Annotated in this window: 15 protein-coding genes; 6 read left to right on the top strand and 9 right to left on the bottom strand. The window is 43.7% G+C overall.

Annotation, left to right across the window (positions count from 1 at the left end):
• Positions 1-40: 40 nt before the first annotated feature.
• The 5 genes from FRE64_RS10790 to rpsT all read right to left on the bottom strand — a co-directional run bounded on the left by FRE64_RS10790 (position 41) and on the right by rpsT (position 10,612).
• Positions 41-3,907 (bottom strand): DNA-directed RNA polymerase subunit beta', encoded by a 3,867-nt coding sequence (locus tag FRE64_RS10790; protein WP_222597910.1) that lies wholly within the window; start codon positions 3,905-3,907, stop codon positions 41-43.
• A gap of 88 nt (positions 3,908-3,995) precedes the next feature.
• Entirely contained in the window at positions 3,996-5,888 is a 1,893-nt protein-coding gene (locus tag FRE64_RS18095; protein ID WP_146296112.1) for a DNA-directed RNA polymerase subunit gamma, read from the bottom strand.
• 106 nt (positions 5,889-5,994) lie between these two features.
• Positions 5,995-9,378, bottom strand: a complete 3,384-nt coding sequence (rpoB, locus tag FRE64_RS10780) for a DNA-directed RNA polymerase subunit beta (RefSeq protein WP_146296110.1) — start codon at positions 9,376-9,378, stop codon at positions 5,995-5,997.
• Between the two features lie 63 nt (positions 9,379-9,441).
• On the bottom strand, positions 9,442-10,242 hold the full coding sequence (locus FRE64_RS10775) for a TatD family hydrolase (RefSeq protein ID WP_146296108.1): 801 nt from the start codon (positions 10,240-10,242) through the stop codon (positions 9,442-9,444).
• An 82-nt stretch (positions 10,243-10,324) separates the two neighbouring features.
• Entirely contained in the window at positions 10,325-10,612 is a 288-nt protein-coding gene (gene rpsT / locus FRE64_RS10770) for a 30S ribosomal protein S20 (protein WP_146296106.1), read from the bottom strand.
• Between the two features lie 322 nt (positions 10,613-10,934).
• On the opposite strand from rpsT, the gene hisD reads away from it, so the two are divergent.
• The gene (hisD, locus tag FRE64_RS10765) at positions 10,935-12,236 is read left to right on the top strand and encodes a histidinol dehydrogenase (RefSeq protein WP_146296104.1); all 1,302 of its coding nucleotides are present in this window, start codon (positions 10,935-10,937) and stop codon (positions 12,234-12,236) included.
• Between the two features lie 86 nt (positions 12,237-12,322).
• Here hisD and era read toward each other — a convergent pair whose 3' ends face one another.
• Positions 12,323-13,255 carry a GTPase Era gene (gene era / locus FRE64_RS10760; protein WP_146296102.1) on the bottom strand — a complete coding sequence of 311 codons (933 nt, stop codon included), beginning with the start codon at positions 13,253-13,255 and terminating at the stop codon, positions 12,323-12,325.
• On the bottom strand, positions 13,245-14,384 hold the full coding sequence (locus FRE64_RS10755; RefSeq protein ID WP_146296100.1) for a succinylglutamate desuccinylase/aspartoacylase family protein: 1,140 nt from the start codon (positions 14,382-14,384) through the stop codon (positions 13,245-13,247). Before FRE64_RS10755 ends, era begins: the two co-directional genes overlap by 11 nt.
• Positions 14,385-14,568: 184 nt before the next feature.
• Between FRE64_RS10755 and FRE64_RS10750 the strand changes: the two genes are divergently transcribed.
• Positions 14,569-16,497: a transglycosylase domain-containing protein gene (locus FRE64_RS10750; protein ID WP_146296098.1), complete on the top strand. Its 1,929-nt coding sequence runs from the start codon at positions 14,569-14,571 to the stop codon at positions 16,495-16,497.
• A 60-nt stretch (positions 16,498-16,557) separates the two neighbouring features.
• Here the strand turns inward: FRE64_RS10750 and FRE64_RS10745 are convergent, their stop codons facing one another.
• Positions 16,558-16,875 (bottom strand): DUF1825 family protein, encoded by a 318-nt coding sequence (locus tag FRE64_RS10745; protein WP_146296096.1) that lies wholly within the window; start codon positions 16,873-16,875, stop codon positions 16,558-16,560.
• A 118-nt stretch (positions 16,876-16,993) separates the two neighbouring features.
• Here FRE64_RS10745 and FRE64_RS10740 point away from each other — a divergent pair, with 118 nt between their 5' ends.
• Positions 16,994-17,422: an SHOCT domain-containing protein gene (locus tag FRE64_RS10740; RefSeq protein WP_246140286.1), complete on the top strand. Its 429-nt coding sequence runs from the start codon at positions 16,994-16,996 to the stop codon at positions 17,420-17,422.
• A 3-nt stretch (positions 17,423-17,425) separates the two neighbouring features.
• Positions 17,426-17,947: a helix-hairpin-helix domain-containing protein gene (locus tag FRE64_RS10735; protein ID WP_146296095.1), complete on the top strand. Its 522-nt coding sequence runs from the start codon at positions 17,426-17,428 to the stop codon at positions 17,945-17,947.
• An 11-nt stretch (positions 17,948-17,958) separates the two neighbouring features.
• Here the strand turns inward: FRE64_RS10735 and FRE64_RS10730 are convergent, their stop codons facing one another.
• Positions 17,959-19,185 (bottom strand): FAD-dependent hydroxylase, encoded by a 1,227-nt coding sequence (locus FRE64_RS10730; protein WP_146296093.1) that lies wholly within the window; start codon positions 19,183-19,185, stop codon positions 17,959-17,961.
• A 183-nt stretch (positions 19,186-19,368) separates the two neighbouring features.
• On the opposite strand from FRE64_RS10730, the gene FRE64_RS10725 reads away from it, so the two are divergent.
• A complete protein-coding gene (locus FRE64_RS10725; protein WP_146296091.1) occupies positions 19,369-20,343 on the top strand; it encodes a protochlorophyllide reductase in 975 nt (324 codons plus the stop codon).
• Positions 20,344-20,451: 108 nt separating this feature from the next.
• Positions 20,452-21,735: a type IV pilus twitching motility protein PilT gene (locus FRE64_RS10720; RefSeq protein ID WP_146296089.1), complete on the top strand. Its 1,284-nt coding sequence runs from the start codon at positions 20,452-20,454 to the stop codon at positions 21,733-21,735.
• The last annotated feature ends 8 nt before the right edge of the window (positions 21,736-21,743 follow it).

The following is a 21,743-nucleotide window of genomic DNA, read 5'->3' as shown; positions in this document are numbered from 1 at the left end:
AAACCCAAAGCTCAGTCAGAGACGGCTTTGGGTAGTTTCCTTATTCTTCGTTGTCTAAGTCCACTTCCTGATCAACTACTCCAGATAAATCCTCATCCGCTAAGTTGTAATTGCGAGCGGTTTGGTCATCAACCAAATCACCATTGTTATTCACCTGAACCTCAGCAGGAAGGGGATAAATGGTTTTTGGCGTTGAATCAGGCTCCTCTTCAATGAAAGAAGGTCCTAAAGAGTCTTCATGGACACTGAAACCAGTACCAGCTGGAATTAAACGCCCGATAATGACATTTTCCTTCAAGCCACGAAGATAATCGGATTTTCCTTCAATGGCGGCTTCAGTTAAGACACGAGTAGTTTCTTGGAAACTAGCAGCACTGATAAAGCTATCCGTATTAAGAGATGCCTTGGTAATCCCTAACAATGTCGGGCGATATTGCACTGGTGCGCCACCAACAATTGCCATGGTTTCATTTTCTTTATGGACATCTCGCAACTCTGCTAATTCCCCAGGTAAGCGAATTGTCTCGCCACCATCCTCTACTTTTACTTTCGAGGTCATTTGACGGACAATAACCTCAATGTGCTTATCAGCAATGTCAATTCCTTGTGACTGATAAACCCCTTGGACTTCATCCACCAAGAACTGCTGTACTTTCTGCAAACTCAACATTGCAGCTTCATACATTCCTTTCTCTTCTAGATAATGATCAAAGAACACTTCCAGAATTTCATCAGGCTTGGCTGGTCCATCAGTTAAAGGCATTCCTGCCTCTACCCATTGTCCATCACTAATGAGCAAGTTTTGCCCGGCACCAATGGGATAATCAGCGATCACCCCATCGGCTTCAACAATTTTCACATCAACGGTTTCATCATCTTTATATTCCACTTGTGCTGTTCCTGCACGGTGAGCAAGAACACACGCTTCACGGGGTTTACGAGCTTCTAATAACTCTTCAATTCTTGGCAAACCTTGGATAATGTCGCCAGTTTTTGACCGTTCATAAATTAGCAAGACAAGATTATCGCCCCGTTGCACTAAACTGCCATTTTCCACATGAAGCACTGCCCCTGAAGATACTCGATAAGGACGGGCATTGCGTAAGACAACAGCATCATCTTTAACCTCTACTACTTGTCCTGATTCTGGGGTAGTCACATTCGGCGCGATCGCGCTTTCAGCCACAACCAAATCTCCAACAGCAACCTTAGCTTCACCAGAAATAGGAATTGAAGTTAAATCAGCATCTCGAACCACTAAGATTCGACGAACTGCCTCAGCTCCTTCACGAATGCCACGAACTTCTCCAGCCTCTCGACAGCGAATTTCCGTGCGAGCTACCACTTCCCCTTTCGGGATTTCCTGTCCGTCTTCAACCAAAATCCGAGTTTGTGGACTGCCACTAAAAGCATCCCCTTTATTTTCACGACGAATCGCAAGGGATTCTAAGATGACCATTTGTAAAGAATAAGCCTCAGGATCATCCTCACTCTCCACTAACTCAATATCAACACTCATCGGTAGCGCGTCTTTACTCGGCACTTCTTCTCCATCATCAATATTGAGAACTAGCTGAGTACGCATTAACTCCAAGCCATTAACCGACTTCACTCGCTCCCCATCTTTATAAAACAAACGTTGCGAAGCCTTCAACTCAATTTGGACATCCCCAGACTCATTCATTGAGGCTTGAGACGGAATATCAGGATCATCAGGAATTGTATATTCTATAACGGGGCGCAATAGAACGGCATTGCCTTCAGGAGTTTCCACATACTGCACATAACGCAGTTCATCAGCAGTCAAGCCTGGCATAATTTCTTCCCCTGGATGAACCAATTGATCCGATCCACAAGTAGGCTCTTGCTCACTGAGATGAATTTCCCCAGACTTAATTACAATCTCGCGCAGAATGTCATTTTTCTGGACAACCTCTACCACACCTGAGGATTGACAGTACATATCCTTCACAATTTCTGCTCCGGCTTCTACGTACTCGCCCTCCTCAACCATTAACAGAGAAATATCTTTATTAATTTCATGACATTCTTCTGGTATCCAGAGCAGCGTTCCGCCTTTAGTGACTTCATACCCATTTTTTGCCTTCCCACGTTTTTCTACTTCTACACCGGCATACTTCACAATACCACCGGTATCAGTGTGGTAAGTCTCATCCATTAACTCGGCGATAACATCACCATGACGAACTTTACTGCCAGGAGTTGCTTTAAGAACAAAGCGTTGATCATTGGCTGCATAAATCACATACTGTTCACCACTTCCCATGCTAGAACGGCGAATTTGCGCCTGATCCAGCTGTACCGAAGCAGTAATAATTTCAATTTCCCGCTTGCCACTACCCAAGCGAACTACACCACCTTTATTCGTGGCAATTTTGGTTTCCGCAAGAATATCCCCTGGCTTGACAGAAGCCCCATTTTGTGCAACAGGTTCTGCTCCTGGGAGTAAGTTATAAACCTCTCCCGAAAGCACCCAGAGTAAACCAGCCTGCTGTGCAGTGCGAGTCGTATTTCCCTGGCGATCTACTTTTTCTTCTGGCACTAAGTCTTGGAAAAGGACTTCCCCTGCCAAGTCGGAAGAAACATCCTTGGTTGCCTTTTCGGTAGAGCGTTTTTTCGGGGTTGCTACTTCTACCACTAATTGTCCTGAATGTACTTTTTCGCCATTTTCGACCATTAACAAGGAGCCTGGAGTAACAGGAATCGTCTCTTGTTCTCCATTTGCCAGTTTGATCGAAATTTCCCCAGCGACTTCCACTTGTTCTCGTTCTTCCCCATGACGAGTACGTTTTTTTCGAGTCCGTAGCTTTTTGGGAATCGTCACTTTCCCTTCTCCTGGGGCAGTTACCTGTTGAGCAATATCTCCTGTAAATACCCCTCCAGTGTGGAACGTCCGCATTGTTAACTGGGTTCCAGGTTCACCAATAGACTGGGCTGCAATAATGCCCACTGCTTCTCCCTTATCCACAGGGCGACCATGGGCTAAACTCCAACCATAGCAATGCTGACACACCGATCGCGCTGCCTCACAGGTCAACGGCGATCTGACATAAACCTCTTTAACTTTCCCTGCAATTTTCTTCGCTAAGGGCTGATCCACTTCCTGATTGCGCTCAGCGATGACTTCCCCTGTCTCAGGATCAATTACATCTTCAGCTAAGGCGCGACCAAATAAGCGTTCTTCTAGAGGAATTAACGTCCGTTCCCCATCAGTCATACTGGTGAGAGTAATCCCTCGCTGGGTACCACAATCTTCTTCTCGAACAATTACATCTTGGGCAACATCCACCAAACGACGGGTTAAATAGCCTGAGTCAGCAGTTCTTAGAGCCGTATCAACTAATCCCTTCCGGGCTCCATAAGAAGAGATAATATACTCAGTGACCGTTAATCCTTCTCGAAAATTCGTTTTAATGGGCAGGTCAATAATTTCCCCTTGAGGATCAGCCATTAAACCACGCATTCCTACTAGCTGACGCACTTGGGATAAGTTCCCTCTTGCCCCCGATTGGGACATCATATAAACTGAGTTTAAAGGATCAGTAACTTGGAAATTTCTCACTACCTCATCTTTTAACGCTTCTGATGTGCCATTCCAAGTGTCAATTACTTTCTGAAAGCGCTCTACCTCTGTAATTTTTCCAGTGCGATAGCGTTGCTCAGTTTCCGTGATTGTTTTTTCGGCATCTTCAAGGAGGGAGGCTTTACTCGGCGGGACTTGTAAATCTTCGACACTAATGGAAACACCGGCTTGGGTCGCATAGTGAAAACCCATATCTTTCACCGCATCCGCCATAGCAGCGCATCTGGCACTACCATAATGAATAAATGCCCAATGAATTAAGTTTTTGAGCTGCTTTTTATCAACTACGTGATTCCAGAAGATTTTTTGGGATTGCTTATCACTCATTGTTATTTGTTATTGCTGGTTGGTTATTGGTTATCAAAGAGAGGAAGATGAGTTATTGCTTAACCTAAGCATTTGCCCAGGTATTACCTAATAACGCATCCTGAACAGTTTTGTTATAGATAACTCGCCCTGGAGTGGTGCGAACATACTGAGTAATTATCTCTCCCGATGCTGTTTCTCGAACCCGACGATTGGGATACAGTTTAGTCACGGTTCCATCCTCGCGGGTTTCTTCTTCCACCGGCTCAGCTTCTGTGGGATCTTCCACCTTTCCTTCAAAACGAACCCAAATGTAGGCATGAAGGTCAAGATAGCCATGTTCATAAGCTCGCAACACATCCTCTAAGTTGGCATAATATTGCTTATCTTGAGAGGGGACTGATGGATCATCGGCAGTTAAATAATAAGACCCTAATACCATATCCTGAGAAGGCACAACAATTGGTGTTCCCGTTGCAGGAGACAGAATATTATGACTCGCTAGCATCAGGAGTCGTGCTTCTGATTGGGCTTCTAGAGAGAGGGGAACGTGAACTGCCATTTGGTCACCATCAAAGTCAGCGTTAAAAGCAGGGCAAACTAAAGGATGTAATTGAATGGCTCGCCCTTCTACTAAAATTGGTTCAAAGGCTTGAATCCCTAAACGGTGGAGCGTGGGAGCGCGGTTTAACATCACTGGGTGTCCAGCAATGACTTCTTCTAGAACTTCCCACACGGCAGGGTCACTTTGTTGAATTTTCTTTTTTGCCGATTTAATATTGCTTACCACATTATTCCGAATTAAGCGGTGAATGACAAAAGGCTGAAATAGCTCAATTGCCATTTCTCGCGGTAAGCCACATTGATGCATTTTGAGGTTGGGGCCAACTACAATTACCGAACGTCCCGAATAATCTACTCGTTTTCCTAAAAGGTTTTGTCGAAAACGCCCTTGTTTTCCTTCAATAATATCTGAGAGAGATTTTAAGGGGCGGTTGTTGGCTCCGACAACAGTTCGACCACGACGACCATTATCAATTAAGGCATCTACTGCCTCTTGTAACATCCGTTTTTCATTACGGACAATAATTTCAGGGGCAAGAATTTCTTGTAAGCGAGCGAGACGATTATTCCGATTAATTACCCGTCGATACAGATCATTTAAGTCAGAAGTGGCAAAGCGTCCGCCATCTAACTGCACCATCGGACGCAAGTCTGGAGGAATCACTGGGATATAACTTAAAATCATCCAATCGGGAGAAGCCCCAGTGGCAATAAAGTGATCCACTACTCGTAAGCGTTTAATGAGCTTAGCTCGTTTTTGCCCTTTTGACCCAGAAATTTCTTCTCTGAGCTTCTCTGCTTCTTCTTGTAAATTGAGGTCTTGTAAGAGTCGTTGGATGGCTTCCGCCCCAATTCCTACTTCAACTCCCATTAATTCCGTATCTTCTGCAAACAGTTGGTCTTCAATTTCTAACCACTGTTCCTCGCTGAGTAATTGCTTATAACTTAAATTTCCAGCATTGCCCGGTTCTAACACCACATAGGAATTAAAATAGACAATTTGCTCTACATCACGTAGCGGCATATCTAAAAGAATACTCAAATAACTGGGAATTCCTTTGAGGTACCACACATGAGTGACAGCAGCTGCCAGCTTAATATACCCCATGCGATGACGACGGACTCGAGATTCAGTGACTTCTACTCCACAGCGTTCACAGACAATGCCACGATGGCGTACTCGTTTATATTTGCCACAATGACATTCCCAATCTTTTGCCGGACCAAAGATACGCTCACAAAATAGCCCATCCATTTCAGGCTTTAAGGTGCGATAATTAATTGTCTCAGGCTTGGTTACTTCTCCTACAACTTGACCATTGGGAAGGTTGCGTTCTCCCCATTCCCGAATCCGATCTGGAGAAGCGATGCTAATTTTAACGTAGTCAAATTTCTGTTCGTTATTCTGTACCATTATCTTGTCCTGACACTTAGTTATGGGCAATTGACGAGAGAGGAAGCCCCCCAGTTTTATTACTCTCGTTACAAAACTTAGGGGCTGAGATGAGGATGGATAATTTTTAATTAGTTACTTCTGTTGGGGTTTCTGCCTCTTCACTGTCACTGTTTTCAGAACTTTCTGTCTCTTGTAACTCTGGCATAATGTCATCGCGATTGAGAGATTCATAAGTGGGTCGAGAAGGAGTGCGACGACGCTCACTGTCTGCCATTAGGTCAACTTCAGAGTGCTCACTGGTTCCATCGTCTTTGGTATCAATGCGATGAATAGAGATATCTAATCCTAAGGATTGTAATTCTCGCATGAGTACCTTAAAGGATTCGGGCGTTCCCGGACGAGGAATCGGTTGTCCTTTCACAATGGCATTGAGAGCCTCATTTCGTCCCTGCATATCGTCAGATTTGACAGTGAGCAATTCTTGCAGGGTATAAGCGGCTCCGTAGGCTTCCAGTGCCCACACTTCCATTTCCCCAAAGCGTTGACCGCCTTGTTGGGCTTTACCACCCAAGGGTTGCTGAGTAACCAAGGAATAAGGGCCAGTGGAACGCGCATGAATTTTGTTATCCACAAGGTGAACCAGCTTCAACATATAAGCCTGTCCAACGGTGATGGGACGGTCAAAGGGCTCACCAGTGCGTCCATCATATAGTTGTAGTCGCCCAGGGTTATTTTCTTCATAAATCCAGTCTTTGCCAGGACGGGCTGCCGCTTCTTTTAGTTTGGCTTCTACCGTATCACGGGAGGCTTGTTCCCCATACATTTCGTCAAAGGGAGTGAGCTTAAAGCGGGCATTGAGGTTTTCTCCTGCCCACCCTAAAAGACATTCAAAAACTTGTCCCACGTTCATCCGAGAAGGAACACCGAGAGGGTTGAGGGCGAGATCAATGGGGCGACCATCGGGGAGATAGGGCATATCTTCTACGGGGAGAATGCGAGAGATAATTCCTTTATTCCCATGTCGTCCAGCCATTTTATCTCCCACCTGTAGTTTCCGTTTTTCGGCAACATAGCAACGGACAACCATATTTGCCCCCGGAGGGAGTTCGTCTCCTTGTTCACGGGTAAAGACTCGCACATCAACCACACGCCCTTTTTCCCCGTTGGGAACACGCAGGGAGTTATCACGCACATCTCGCGCTTTTTCTCCAAAAATGGCACGGAGCAGTTTTTCTTCTGGAGGTTGATCTGATTCTCCTTTCGGGGTGACTTTCCCGACGAGGATGTCCCCAGCTTCGACCCAAGCCCCGACTCGAATAATGCCTTGTTCATCGAGTTGTCGTAGGGCATCTTCTCCAACGTTGGGAATTTCGCGGGTAATTTCTTCGGGCCCAAGTTTGGTTTGACGAGCTTCTATTTCGTACTTTTCAATGTGAATGCTGGTGTAAACGTCGTCTTGGACTAAACGCTCACTAACCAGAATTGCGTCTTCGTAGTTGTAACCTTCCCAGGGCATATAGGCAATGAGGACATTTTGACCGAGAGCAATTTCTCCTCCTTCGGTTGCTGAACCATCAGCTAAAACTTGTCCGGGGACAACTTCTTCTCCTGCATAAACGAGGGGGCGTTGGTTGAGACAGGTGTCTTGGTTAGAACGTTGATACTTTTGCAGGGGATATTCTAGAATGCGTTCTTCTTCCTCGTCTGAGCTATCAGCATCAGGAGGGGCAGTGACTTTGATCCGCACTACCGTCGCATCCACATAGTCAACAATGCCATAAGTCCGCGAGACTACTACCATTCCTGAGTCGCGGGCGGTTTGTGCTTCTAACCCTGTCCCAACTAGGGAACGTTCTGGGCGCAAAATGGGAACAGCTTGACGCTGCATATTAGAACCCATTAGGGCGCGGTTGGCATCGTCATGTTCTAGGAAAGGAATGAGCGAAGTTGCCACAGAAACAATTTGCAGGGGAGAAATGGCAACATAATCCACTTCTTTCGGGCTAGTGGTGGTAAATTCTTGGCGATAGCGAACTGCAACAGTATCTCCTAAGATATTCCCTTCTTCGTCCGTGGCAATATCCCCGGGGGCAACTCGTTTGTCGTCTTCTTCGTCGGCGGTGAGATAAACTGGATCGCGATCGCGCAATACTTTGCCATTTTCTACGGGATAATAGGGCGTGGCAATAAACCCAAATTCATTCACTCGCGCACAGGTTGCCAAAGACCCCATTAATCCACAGTTTGGCCCCTCTGGCGTTTCTACAGGGCAAATTCGCCCATAGTGGGAAGGATGAATATCACGCACCGCAAATCCTGCTCTTTCACGGCTTAATCCTCCTGGCCCTAAGGCACTAATCCGCCGTTTGTGAGTTAACTCCGCTAGGGGATTGGTTTGATCCATAAATTGGGAAAGCTGAGATGACCCAAAGAACTCCTTAATCGCCGCTACTAGAGGTTTCGGATTGACCAAAGAAACAGGGGTTAAGTTATCTGACTCTGAAACTGTCATTCGTTCCCGAATAATCCGTTCTAAGCGGTTTAATCCCACTCGTACTTGGTTTTGCAGTAATTCCCCCACAGAACGCACCCGACGGTTCCCCAAGTGGTCAATATCATCAGTGCTACCAAGGTCAAATTCTAAGTTAATGAGATAATCAATGGCCGATAAAATGTCCTGTGGGGTTAACACACGGACGGATTCTGGGGTGTTTAAGTTGAGTTTGTGATTGAGTTTATGGCGACCAACTCGCCCTAAGTCATAGCGTTTGGGATCAAAAAAGCGGGATTCTAATAACTGGTGACCACCGCTAACGGTTGGCGGTTCACCGGGACGAAGTTTGCGATACAGTTCGAGGAGGGCTTCTTCTTCTGTAGGATTTCCTTCTTTGTCTAAGGTTTTCTGATAATAATCAGGATGGCGTAACCCATCAGTAATTTCGTTATCTTGCAAGCCAATGGCTTTGAGAAGAACTTGGGCGCTGAGTTTACGGGTTTTGTCAATGCGAACCCACACTAAATCATTTTTATCGGTTTCAAATTTTAACCAAGCCCCACGATTGGGAATAAGAGAGGCTGAATAAGTCCGACGATTATTTTTATCAGTTTCAGGCTTATAATACACCCCAGGAGAACGAACAATTTGATTAACAATCACTCGTTCAGCACCATTAATGATGAAGGTTCCTCGCTCAGTCATCAGGGGAAGTTCCCCAATAAAAACTTCTTGTTCTTTAATTTCCCCTGTTTCTTTAAAGATGAGGCGAGTCGGAACATACATTTGAACTGAGTAGCTACTATCTCGCCGTTTGGCTTCATCCACATCATATTTGGGGGGTTTGAGCTTAAAATTCTCGGGAATAAAACGCAGTTCTAGTTTTCCCGTATAGTCAGAAATAGGAGAAAAACTTTCGAGTTCTTCAATGAGTCCTTTTTCTAAAAACCAACGGAAACTGGAGCGTTGAATCTCGATTAAGTCGGGTAGGAGGGTGGTGGATAAATTACTCATTAATTAATCTTAAATATCTTGACGTTGGCAAGGGCAATGATTAACCTGTAGAGAGGTTAGGAGCTAGGATACTACAGGCTCAGGAATTGTTGGCAGAAAAAACAGTTGACGAGCATTTTCAGTAGTGGTTTTAGCAAGGGTTTCTAAGGGGGTGTTTCTAAGGGTAGCCACGGCTTCAGCCACATAGCGTACATAGCTTGGTTCATTTCTTTTTCCTCGATTGGGAACAGGGGCAAGAAAAGGACAGTCAGTTTCTATTAATAGGCGATCATTGGGAACAATTTTTGCTGATTCTTGTACTGATTTGGCGTTCTTAAAGGTAACAATGCCACTAAAGCTGATGTAAAATCCTAAATCTAGACAGGCGCGAGTTTGATCAGGAGTTCCAGCCCAACAGTGCATTACTCCTGAAACTGATCCTCTTTCTTGCTGAAATTGACGAATAACCTCAACTAAGCCCTCCGTTGCGTCTCGACAATGAATAATTACGGGTTTATTAAGTCTTTGCGCGATCGCGAGTTGTTCCCAAAAAGCAGTTTTTTGTTGCTCTTGATTTTCTGCTTTATAAAAGTCCAAACCTGTTTCCCCAATGGCAACCACTCGGGAATCAGATTTAGCCCTAGTTTCAATTTCTTGACCCAGTTGGGTCGTCCATTTTTGGGCTTCTAAGGGGTGCAGACCAACCGCAAATGATACTTCAGGGAATTTATCTGCGATCACGCTAATTTGGTCAAATTCTTGCGGCTCTACACAAGAATGTACCAGCTGTACCACCCCTTGTTCTTCCCAACGGGACTTCAATGCCTCCAAATCGGATTTAAAAACATCAAAGTTGATGTGAACATGGGTATCAATTAGCTGCATTACCAATCTGTGCTGCTTAACCTCTTACTGATTGTTTCTAAACGAACTCCCAGTTCTTCCCTCTTAGCCAGAGGGAACTTAACTAGGAACTGATGGATTTAAGAGCTTTGGCTAAACGCGCTTTTTTCCTTGCCCCATTATTGCGATGAAGGGCTTTTACCTTCACAGCTTTATCAATTTTACTGTAAGCAGCAGACATAGCATCATTGACAACTTTCTCTTTTTCAGGAGTTGGCTCTGATGCGTACTCCTTTACAGCTGCAAAGTATTTTTTCATTAGGGTTTTTACCGCTGATTGGTAGGAGCGGTTGTGCAGGCGATTGCGTTCTGCGATTTGAATACGCTTCTTTGCGGATTTAATATTGGCCACGGTTATCCTTCAAAGAATAATAAAGTTAACGACTAATTTAATCCCGCCACCTAGCTATTGTAAGATGTCGGAAATATGATTGTAACATCCAATTTGACAAATTTGCTAGAAATTAAAAATGAAATTTTATAATATCATCCCCCAACTGCGAATATAACATTTGTTTTTCATTTTGGAAACGGAAGTTCAGTAAAATTCAGGTTAAGCTAGAAGATAAAAGCTGGGCAATTTAAACCATACCATCGTTTCATCAGTTTTCCCAGCCCCTGACTCAGGGTCGAACGATGAACGAGGTAGTCGCTTAGAGGGGTATTTTGACTCCATGTTGCGGATTATTAACCAAGTCACGGAAGCAACAACTGAACTGCAAAGAATTTCTCGTCGTACTCACGATCAACAAGTGGTCGGTCAAGAGGAGGCAGTGCGAGAGATTTTATCAACTGTAAAAAACCAAGGGGATCAAGCACTACTCGACTATACCGAGAAGTTTGACAAACTGACTCTCACCGCAGATAAATTACGGGTCAATGGGTCAGAACTTGATGCCGCTTATCAACAAGTTTCTAAAGATCTTATTGATGCTATCGCCCTTGCTCGTGAGCAAATTGAGGCTTTCCATCAGCAGCGGAAGCCCCAGTCTTGGGTTCAGTTTGGAGATAACGAAACCGTTTTAGGGAAACGCTACAATGCTGTGGATTGCGCTGGCTTATATGTTCCAGGGGGGCGAGCCGCTTATCCGAGTACTGTCCTGATGAACGCTGTCCCTGCTAAAGTGGCTGGGGTGGAAAGGCGGGTGATGATGACTCCTCCTATGCCGGATGGAAAAGTGAATTCTGCTGTTTTAGTGGCAGCCCAAGAAGCGGGAATTGAGGAAATTTATCGAGTCGGAGGGGCTCACGCGATCGCGGCGTTAGCTTATGGCACAGAAACGATTCCCCAAGTGGATGTCATTACTGGCCCTGGCAATCTTTATGTCACCCTTGCCAAGAAAATGGTTTATGGGACGGTGGGCATTGATTCCCTTGCTGGGCCCTCAGAAGTCTTAATTATTGCTGATCACCAAGCAAATCCCACCTACGTTGCCACAGATCTGTTAGCCCAAGCCGAACATGATCCCATGGCAGCCGCCATTTTATTAACCACTGATGAAAGCCTTGCCCAAAAAGTGCAAAAAGAGGTGGAACAGCAACTAGCCAATCATCCTCGTCGCACCCTCACCGAAAAAGCGATCGCGCATTATGGGGTAATTGTAGTGGTTAACTCCCTTCTAGAAGCAACAGAACTATCTAATCTCTTTGCTCCCGAACACTTAGAATTAGAAGTAGAAGACCCTTGGGAATTATTACGACTGATTCGACACGCAGGAGCAATTTTCTTAGGTCATGCCACACCAGAAGCTGTAGGAGATTATCTTGCTGGGCCTAATCACACCCTTCCTACCTCTGGCGCAGCCCGTTATGCCTCTGCTCTAGGCGTAGAAACCTTTATGAAACATTCTAGCTTAATTTCCTACTCGCACACAGGGTTAGAAAAAGTCTCAAAAGCCATTCAAACTCTAGCCGCTGCTGAGGGATTACATTCCCATAGTGAATCAGTACGAGTACGACTATCTGATGATTATTAGTCATTAGTCATTAGTTATTAGTCATTGGTTATTGGCTTACAAAGGACGAAGGACGAAGGACAAAGGACAAATAACACAGGACAAAATTAATCTTCTTGAAAATAGCCAAAATCAGCCACTTGTCTTGCTGACTCTCGCCATTTATTTTGCACCCTGACAAATAATTCAAGATACACTTTTCCTGCGATCAATTTTTGCATTTCTGCACGGGCAGCGGTGCCAATTTGTTTGAGCATCGTGCCTTTTTTTCCGATTAAAATGCCTTTTTGAGAGGTGCGTTCTACATTAATCGTTGCCATAATGCTAGTTAAATCATTGTCTTCTTCAACCCGATCAATGACAATTGCAACTGAATGGGGAACTTCTTCTCTGGTATGTTTTAAAATTTGCTCCCGAATCAACTCTGCCATAATTAATCGCTCAGGTTGATCACTCACTAAATCAGGGGGATAATAGTAGGGGCCAACTTCTAAATGAGCCATTAAATCAGCTTGTAATTCTTCTAACCCCGTCCCATTTAGTGCCGAAATTTCGTGATAGTTCCAGTTATCTTCTGAAATAAGCTCTTGATAACTTTTGCGGTATTTTTCCCGTTTTTCCTGAGTCACTAAATCGACTTTATTTGCTGCCACAATAATAGGAAGATTTGTCTTTTTTAGCAATTCTAAAATATAGCGATCGCCGCCTCCAGCCATACTAGACGCATCTACTACAAATAGTATGACATCTACCGCATTAATCGTACTTTGAGCATTTTTAACAATAACTTTTCCTAATTCATGGTGAGGCTTATGAATCCCAGGAGTATCCACAAAAATGAATTGCGCTGTTTCTGTTGTTAAAATTCCTCGAAGACGATTACGAGTGGTTTGGGCAATGGGAGAAGTGATAGCAACTTTCTCCCCTACAAATTGATTCATTAAGGTAGATTTTCCTACATTTGGTCGCCCAATAATCCCAATAAATCCTGACTTAAACTCAGGAGGAGCAACAGGAATTTGTCCAATTTCATGCATCATAATTGTCTCCTGTTTCTAATACTGATAAAACGTATTCTCCTTCATTCACAGCTTGATTTTTTCCCACATCAAAAATAAATCCAGATTCCTCAGCTGTTACTGTCATTAGTTGGGGTGAATGTTCTTTTTTATTCATTTCTAAAATTTGATAAAGAGAAGCCCCTGCTTTAACTGGAGTTCTAAGAGGGGGATAAGTTTCAATGATGCCTCCAGTTGTTGCATAATATTTTTTCAATTGGCTTTTATCAGCTAAATAAATATGATGATCCTTGGTTTCAGGTAAGGGAAAATCGGAAACGTTCACCACTCCTTTTTGGGCTAAATAGTTTTTAATTCCTGTTACCCCTTTTTCGACAGATTGAGGGTTTGCTGTCATCCCACCGCCTAACTCTAAAGTCCATGACTCTAAATTAAAATTAAGGGAACGGCCAAGTTGAGCAAAAGTTTCTTCTAGAGAAAGCCAAGGCTTGAGAAATGCCTCATCAAAGGTGTAACCCCCAGGTTGTTGAACCACTAGCCCCACATCTAAGAGAAAAGCCTTCGCACTCTCATCTTGCTTGGGAAAGGTGAATAAATAGTTGATCCCTTCATTGCTAGAACTATGGAGATCAATGACAATATCAGCATCTAAGCATAAACTTTGTAAGAGATTGCCATATTTTACCCCATAGGAAGTACCAGAAGTTTGAAATGATTGGGCGTTGTTTAGCTGAGATTTAAGGTGGTCTAAATAAGCGTGATAAATGGTATCTTGGGAGCTATTGAGGTATTTTTGGGCAAAAGTAGCGCGCTCCCCATCTTCCTCCACCCCAAAAATGCGATTCCAATCTTTACCATCATAGGGATTATAGCGACCAGAGCTGAAAAAATGCGATCGCTGATTCATTCCTAAGGGGTTACAAGCTGGCAGCAACCAAACCTCTCCCCATAATTGCCCTCTATCTAAAGACTGTAGCCAACTCATTAATTGTCTAATGACAACATTGCCAACAATTTCCGCCCCATGTAAATTAGCTTGAATATAAACCTTTTTTCCCGATGGGTTTCCGAAAAATTGATATACTTGTAATGTGAGGTCATCCCCTGAAGAAAGCCGAGCGAGGGGAATTGTTTTAATTTTTGCTTCCATTATTCCAGTAACCTTTTACATCATTCATAATTGCAAATCTACTCACCTGTAAATCTTTAAGTTTATAAGGCTTGGCTCAAAAATTTGCGTAATTTTCGCGAAAATTGTAGCCAAAATCGTAACCTTAATGTCAAAATCAAAAAAAGTTACGAATGTTCACTGCAAGTGAGAGGAAATAAAAACCGTGTCGAATCCAACTATTCGGCAAGACCAAAGCCAATCCCCATCCCTGAAGCAAGAAACCCTCCAATTTGTCCAAGGCGTTGGGAAATTTGCTACCTTAACGGTTATTGGCGTAAGCGTTCTTGCTGGTTCAGTAGTAACAGGGGGATTAGTCGGGATTGCCCTAAGTTTTCGCAATTTGCCTGATGTTAGACTTCTACAAAATTATTCTCCCACAGAAACCAGCTATATTTACGATATCAAAGGTCGCCTCTTAACGCGACTCCATGGTGAAGCCAATCGCGAAGTGGTGGAACTTGATGAAGTTTCCCCTGAATTAAAGCAAGCGGTTCTTGCCATCGAAGATAGCCATTTTTATGAACATCAAGGGGTTAACCCCCAAAGTGTGGCTCGGGCGCTGGTGGCAAATTTGCAAAGTGGACACATCACAGAGGGAGGATCCACAATTACTATGCAGTTAGTGAAAAATGTGTTTCTCTCTCCTGATCGTACCTTTAGTCGTAAACTTGCTGAAGCCGTATTAGCCGTTCGATTAGAACAGGTTTTTAGTAAGGACGAAATTTTAGAAATGTACCTCAATACAATTTATTGGGGACATAATAACTATGGGGTAGAAACCGCTGCCGAAAGTTATTTCCAGAAATCTGCCTCAGAATTGAACTTAGCTGAAGCCACGATGATGGCAGGGTTAATTCAAGCCCCAGAACAATATAGTCCTTTTGCCAATTACTCTGAAACCAAGCGCCGACAACGCTCCGTTCTCAGTCGTATGGAAGAGTTGGGCTGGATTACCCCCCAAATTGCTGAGGATGTTTATAATGAGCCTCTCTTAGTTGGAAAGCCCACCTCTTGGGAACAAAGTCAATTACCTGCGGTTACAGAGGCAGTTAAAGCCGAGTTAAGAGAAAAATTTGGAGAAGAAGCCCTTTTAGAAGGAGGATTACGGGTACAAACCAGCATTGATCTCTTTTTCCAGCAAATGGCAGAGGAAACTGTCAAAGAAGCGCATCAAAATTTAGTTAATCGGGGGTTAAGAGCCGATCAAGTTTCCATTGTTGCGGTTGATCCTCGTACCCACTTTGTAAAAGCTATGGTGGGAAGTGTCGATTATGATCAGAGTCAATTTAATCGCGCCTTACAATCTCGTCGTCAGCCCGGTTCAGCATTTAAGCCCTTCGTTTACTATAGTGCTTTTGCCAGTGGTCGCTATACTCCAGAGTCGTCCATCGATGACAGTCCTGTTAGTTATCGCGATGGTTCAGGGGTTTATCGTCCTCGCAATTACGGCGGGGGATTTGAGGGGACAATGAGCCTGCGACGATCTCTGACTCAATCTCGAAATATTCCAGCCGTTAAACTCGGTCAAGAGGTAGGGTTAGATAATGTTATTTCTGTTGCTCAAGATTTAGGGATTAGAAGCCCGTTACAACCAGTGACTTCCCTTCCCCTTGGTTCAATTGGGGTCACGCCACTAGAAATGGCAGGGGCTTATGCAACCCTGGCTAATAATGGTTGGCATTCGGATCCGACTTTTATTGTGCGTGTGACTGATAGTGAGGGAAATGTGCTGTTAGATAATCGACCTGAACCTGAATTGGTTTTAGATGAGTGGGCGACTGCGTCTGTGAATAATGTTCTACAAGAGGCAGTAAGTTCTGGAACTGGAACTAGAGCGCAACTTGGTCGTCCAGTGGCAGGGAAAACAGGAACAACTGATGCCGCCAAAGATGTTTGGTTTGTCGGTTATGTGCCACAGATGGCAACAGCGGTTTGGATTGGTAATGATGATAATCGCCCCCTGACAAGAGGCGCAACTGGCGGTGAGTATGCTGCCCCAGTTTGGCGACAGTTTATGGAGAAAGCATTGGAAAATGAACCTGTACAAGAGTTTTCTCACCCAAGTGAATATGAACGACCAGAGCCAGAATAAATCCCTGATTCATCTACCGACTAAATTAAAATTGTAGTCGTAGGATTCTCAGCCCTCATGCTAAGAATGAAGTTCTTTTTTCATCCGTTCAAGGGTTTGGTGCATTTGGTCAAACATTTGTTGGGGGGTCATTCCAAACTGCCCAAGTTGGCTTTTGAGTTGCTCTACTGTCATTTGCGCCATGAAGTCTTCTGAGAGTTCAAAACGCTTCATAAAAATTTTATAGCGTTCTAGCAGTTCCTCCATGCGCTCGATATAGAGCTTTTTTCCCTCGTAGTCAAATTTGCCATATTTGCTACCGAGTTCCATTAAAGATTGATAATCCTCAAATAGTTGTTTGGCTTCTTGTTGGACAACCTCTGAATCAAAAATACCCATAACGATAACGGCTTCTTAAGATTTTATTTTATTACTTACCTTTAATTTTAAGGGAAGTGAAACTCACCAGACAATTCGGTTTGCCGTATGATCAAAGTAACAGCATCGCTTTTAAGAGGTGGTATTAGAATTAGAAATGTTTTTCGGTGAAGAAAAAAATCAAAAAATAGCGGTGATTTTAGCTGTGGTTGGGGCAATAAGTCCGATCGCTGGTTTCCATAAGTTTTATTTGCGCCAATATCGTTGGGGATTGTTTTATCTGTTGATCTCAGTTATCTTAACTCCACAGCCTCTCAATGACTTTTGGTTTTTTTCTTATTTGGGAGTTGCCCAAGTGGCTAGCGGTTTGGAAGCAATGTGGTATTTTTTGCAATCAGAGGCTGAATTTCAAGGGCGTTTTAGTGGTGAATTTGCTAGTGATCCAAAATTGGTTGCCCAAACCACAGAGGCAATTCGTAAGTTGGATGAATTACGGGCGGATGGGTTGCTTTCCGAATATGAGTTTGAACAACAACGTCGTCAACTGATGGGAAAGTTGTCGAAGTAAACTATGACTGGCTATTTCCGTAAATTGTCTTTACGTCAAAAAATTCGTAATAATCCCTATTATCGCTTTCAGTCTTTAGAAGAAGTCGCGATCGCGCAGTCTTTAAATATCACTATTGATGTTAATACAGCCACTGTTGATGATTGGTTGCGTCTGCCTGGGTTTTCTATTCGTCAAGCCCAAACTCTCACGGCTTTAACTGCAACAGGGGTGCAATTTTATTCTCTGGAAGATATTGCAGCTGCTTTAAATATTCCTGTGCAACGCTTAGAACCATTAGCTCCTATTTTGAGCTTTTGTTTCACTGAGAGTGATCCCGAAATTGCGCCCCCATCGCTTAATGTGAATACTGCCACTGCTGAAGAGTTAGCCCGTCTTCCTTTTTTTGATCAGGCTTTTGCAGAAACTGTGGTTCAAAATCGGCAACATTATGGAACTTATTGCAATTTAGCTGATTTTCATCAACGGTTAGGCTTAAATTCTGACTTGACCTCTCAGCTAATGCATTATTTACGGTTTTCCTGATCATTGCTTTGCTAACGACTTACCAGTTGTGGTTTTTTTCCTTTTAATCCTGTCATAATCTCTAGAGCCAAGCGTTTCACTGGAGGAAGATTATCTAACATCCAGATTCCAGTACGACGGGTTAAAACCATCGGTGGAAAATCATTAGAGAAGCTACGATCTAAGATGTCAGTAATCCCTAAAATGGCAAGGTTTTCATCTTTTCGCCATTGTTGATAGCGCCTTAAAACTTGGATATCGCCAATGTGTTCAGCGCGATCGCTGCTTTGAATTAAAATTTCTCCTAATACTGCTGCGTCACGAATTCCTAAGTTTAAGCCTTGTCCTCCCACCGGATGGCAACGATGGGCAGCATCGCCAATTAATGCTAGATTCGGTCGCACATATTCCCGACTTTGCATCAGTTGTACCGGAAAGACTAAGCGATCTTTGAGCAAAGTAATATCTTTTAAGAAACCGCCGATGCGAGCGGTGAGTTTTTCTACAAACTGTTCTTCAGCCATAGCTTGCAGGCGTTGGGCTTCGGCATGGGGAGCAGTCCAGACAACTTGACACCGATTATCGGGAAGCGGAAGAATCCCCATCGGGCCAGTGTGCCAAAATCGCTCAAAAGCGGTATCATTAGGCTCAGTGCTGTGGCGGAATACTGTGGTCACACAAGATTGCCAATACTTCCAACCGAAAGTTTTAATGCCAGCAGTTTCTCGAACGCGCGATCGCGCTCCATCTGCGCCAACAATTAAGCGAGTCGTAATCGTTTTTTGCTCTCCTCCTTGATCAACACTTAGGCTAACGTAATGGGAATAGTGCTGAATCGTCTCCAATTTGGCGGGGCAAAACCAAGTGACTCCGTTTCCTAATTTCTGGGCCAGGGCCTGGTGTAATACATAATGTTCTGCAGCATAGCCCACATACTCATGGTTAATGTCTTCTCGGTTAAACGTAACAGCCTGGGGAAAATCACAATCAGTGAGGCGAATTTGGCGAAATTTTCCAATCTTTGGAGAGATATCTTCCCACACTCCTAAGGCTTTCAAGATTTCTGCGGAAAAAATAGAAAGGGCATAAGCGCGATCGCGACTTGCCACGATCTCAAGAGGAGTTGCTTCCACAATTGCTACCCGTAAATGACTCTGTTGCAAAGTCACCGCTAAGGTCAGGCTAGTGAGATTGCCTCCAACAATTACCACATCATAGTCTAACCCGGCTCCAGAGACTTCTGTTTTTGCTAACACCATTGCTGACAAAACTGATTAACATAAATTTACTTTCTTTTATTGTGACGCGTAAAGTAGGCAGTGACCAGTTTGGCAATCCCTAAACAGAAGGGGACGTAACAAATAGTTAAAGCAATTGTCCATTGATAACAATTCCTTGCTAATTATGAAAGAAGCATGATTAGTGAATGAAGTTAGTAGAACATGGCAGACAATCAACGCTCAACAGTAATAATTACTGGCGCTTCGTCCGGGGTGGGGTTATATACCGCCAAAGCTCTCGCCGACACTGACCAATGGGATCTTGTAATGGCATGTCGGAATATTGAGAAAACTGAAAACGCCGCCCAAGAGGTAGGGATTCCAAAAGATCGTTACACAATTATCCCCATTGATCTTGCCAATTTTGATAGTGTCCGAGAATTTGTTAACAGCTTTCGACAAACTGGAAAATCCCTTGATGCTCTAGTTTGTAACGCAGCGGTTTATATGCCAATCTTAAAAGAGCCGAAGCGTAACCCTGATGGTTATGAATTAACAGTAGCAACCAATCATCTCGGGCATTTTCTACTATGTAATTTACTCTTAGAAGATTTAAAACAATCTTCGTCTCCGAATCCCCGAGTGGTCATTTTAGGAACAGTTACGGCAAACCGCAAAGAATTAGGGGGTAAAATCCCAATTCCAGCCCCTCCCGATTTAGGGGATCTCAAAGGATTTGAAGAAGGCTTTAAGCCCCCAATCAGCATGATTAATGGCAAGAAATTTAAGCCAGGTAAAGCCTACAAAGACAGCAAACTCTGTAATGTTCTCACTATGAGAGAGTTACACCGACGTTATCACGATCAAACAGGGATTACCTTTAATTCTCTTTATCCAGGTTGTGTAGCAGAAAGTCCACTTTTCCGTAATCATTATTCCCTCTTCCAGAAAATCTTTCCTTGGTTCCAAAAGAAAATTACAGGAGGGTATATCTCAGAAGAAGAAGCTGGCAAACGAGTAGCTGCAGTGGTCAAAGATCCTGAATATAATCAATCTGGAGCTTATTGGAGTTGGGGAAATCGTCAGAAAAAAGACCGCAAGTCTTTTGTGCAAGAAATGTCCCCAGAGGCTAGTGATGAAGCTAAAGCAGAACGCTTATGGGAATTAAGTGAAAAATTAGTAGGACTTAAATCTTAATCTAAGATTAAAGAGGGGGCTGTTAACGGAAACTGAGAGAGCCCAGCTAAGATGTTGCTAAAAATGCCAAAATAGTGAGGAAGAGTTCAACAGAAAGCTAATTTAACTATGGCTCAACAACCGCAATCTCGTCCGACTCCCCCGCCACCACCTCCCAAAAGTCCTAAACGACCACAACAAGAGGTAACTCAGTCTTCTGCTTCGGAAGTTACTCGCCAAACTAATAATAGTCAGCAGAAAACAAGACCGAATCAGGCAAAAGCTTCACCAGAAAAAAGTTCTAGGCGTACTCCTGCTTTTCCTGAAGTGAGAAAACCCTCTCCCTCCCAGGGACAACCGACGTTATTCCAAATTGTCAACAAAGCCTACGAAGATGGCTTTTCTGATATTCACTTGGGTGTAGGCGAAATTCCACGCTTTCGTAATCGAGGGGAAATTGATTATTCTAATTATCCTAAAACTGACCATAATACCTTTATGAGTTGGTTGCATGAGATTCTCTCCGAAGAAGAAGTGGAGAAGTTTCAGAGGCATTTAGAATTTGATGGGGCGGCTCAATATGATTTTGCCCGCGTCAGAATTAATGTGTTTGATTCTCTCAATGGGCCAGCGATGGTGTTACGCCTGATTCCCTTAAAAATTCTTACTCTAGAAGAGTTGCGCCTTCCTTCGGTATTTAAAGACATTTGTCATTATCATAAAGGATTAGTGTTAGTAACTGGCCCCACTGGTTCTGGGAAATCCACTACTTTAGCCGCAATGGTGGATTATATCAATCAAGAGATGCCAAAGCATTTGATCACCATTGAAGATCCCATTGAGTTTGTTCACCAAAGTAAGAAAGCCTTAATTCGACAACGGGAAGTTGGTATTCATACCCTAGAGTTTGATAAAGCTCTGAAAGCCTCTTTAAGGGAAGATCCAGATATTATTTTAATTGGGGAGATGCGCGATCGCGAAACGGTGAACACAGCCCTAAAAGCTGCCCAAACTGGTCACGTGGTATTTGGAACGTTACACACCAATAGTGCTGTTAAAACCATTGAACGGATTTTAAGCCTCTACACCCCAGAAGAACAACCCTCAATGCGAGTTGCCCTTGCTGAGTCTCTTGTTTCCGTTATTTCTCAGGGCTTATGTCGGACTATCGATGGAAAACGGGCTGCCTTCCATGACATTATGATTAATACTGAAACCGTTAAGGAATATGTGCGTGACGGGAAGTATGATGAAATTAACGAGTTGATGGTTGATGGAGAATATGATGGGATGATTACCATGAATCAATCTCTGTTTAACTTGTATCAAGAAGGACGCATCAGCGAAGAAACTGCCCTAGAATGGTCACCATCTCCTAATGAAATGGCACAAATGTTAAGAGGTCGAATATAGTGGCTAAC

The organism is Euhalothece natronophila Z-M001, from assembly GCF_007904085.1.
Classification (GTDB): domain Bacteria; phylum Cyanobacteriota; class Cyanobacteriia; order Cyanobacteriales; family Rubidibacteraceae; genus Halothece; species Halothece natronophila.
This window is presented reverse-complemented; position numbering and strand designations above follow the sequence as displayed.

What these genes read in the sequence shown, in the direction of transcription:
- FRE64_RS18095 (WP_146296112.1), bottom strand. Translation starts at nt 5,888, where the DNA reads ATGGTACAGAATAACGAACAGAAATTTGACTACGTTAAAATTAGCATC.
- FRE64_RS10755 (WP_146296100.1), bottom strand. Translation starts at nt 14,384, where the DNA reads ATGGAAGCAAAAATTAAAACAATTCCCCTCGCTCGGCTTTCTTCAGGG.
- FRE64_RS10720 (WP_146296089.1), top strand. Translation starts at nt 20,452, where the DNA reads ATGGCTCAACAACCGCAATCTCGTCCGACTCCCCCGCCACCACCTCCC.
- hisD (WP_146296104.1), top strand. Translation starts at nt 10,935, where the DNA reads ATGTTGCGGATTATTAACCAAGTCACGGAAGCAACAACTGAACTGCAA.
- FRE64_RS10735 (WP_146296095.1), top strand. Translation starts at nt 17,426, where the DNA reads ATGACTGGCTATTTCCGTAAATTGTCTTTACGTCAAAAAATTCGTAAT.
- FRE64_RS10730 (WP_146296093.1), bottom strand. Translation starts at nt 19,185, where the DNA reads ATGGTGTTAGCAAAAACAGAAGTCTCTGGAGCCGGGTTAGACTATGAT.
- era (WP_146296102.1), bottom strand. Translation starts at nt 13,255, where the DNA reads ATGATGCATGAAATTGGACAAATTCCTGTTGCTCCTCCTGAGTTTAAG.
- rpoB (WP_146296110.1), bottom strand. Translation starts at nt 9,378, where the DNA reads ATGAGTAATTTATCCACCACCCTCCTACCCGACTTAATCGAGATTCAA.
- FRE64_RS10775 (WP_146296108.1), bottom strand. Translation starts at nt 10,242, where the DNA reads ATGCAGCTAATTGATACCCATGTTCACATCAACTTTGATGTTTTTAAA.
- FRE64_RS10745 (WP_146296096.1), bottom strand. Translation starts at nt 16,875, where the DNA reads ATGGGTATTTTTGATTCAGAGGTTGTCCAACAAGAAGCCAAACAACTA.
- FRE64_RS10725 (WP_146296091.1), top strand. Translation starts at nt 19,369, where the DNA reads ATGGCAGACAATCAACGCTCAACAGTAATAATTACTGGCGCTTCGTCC.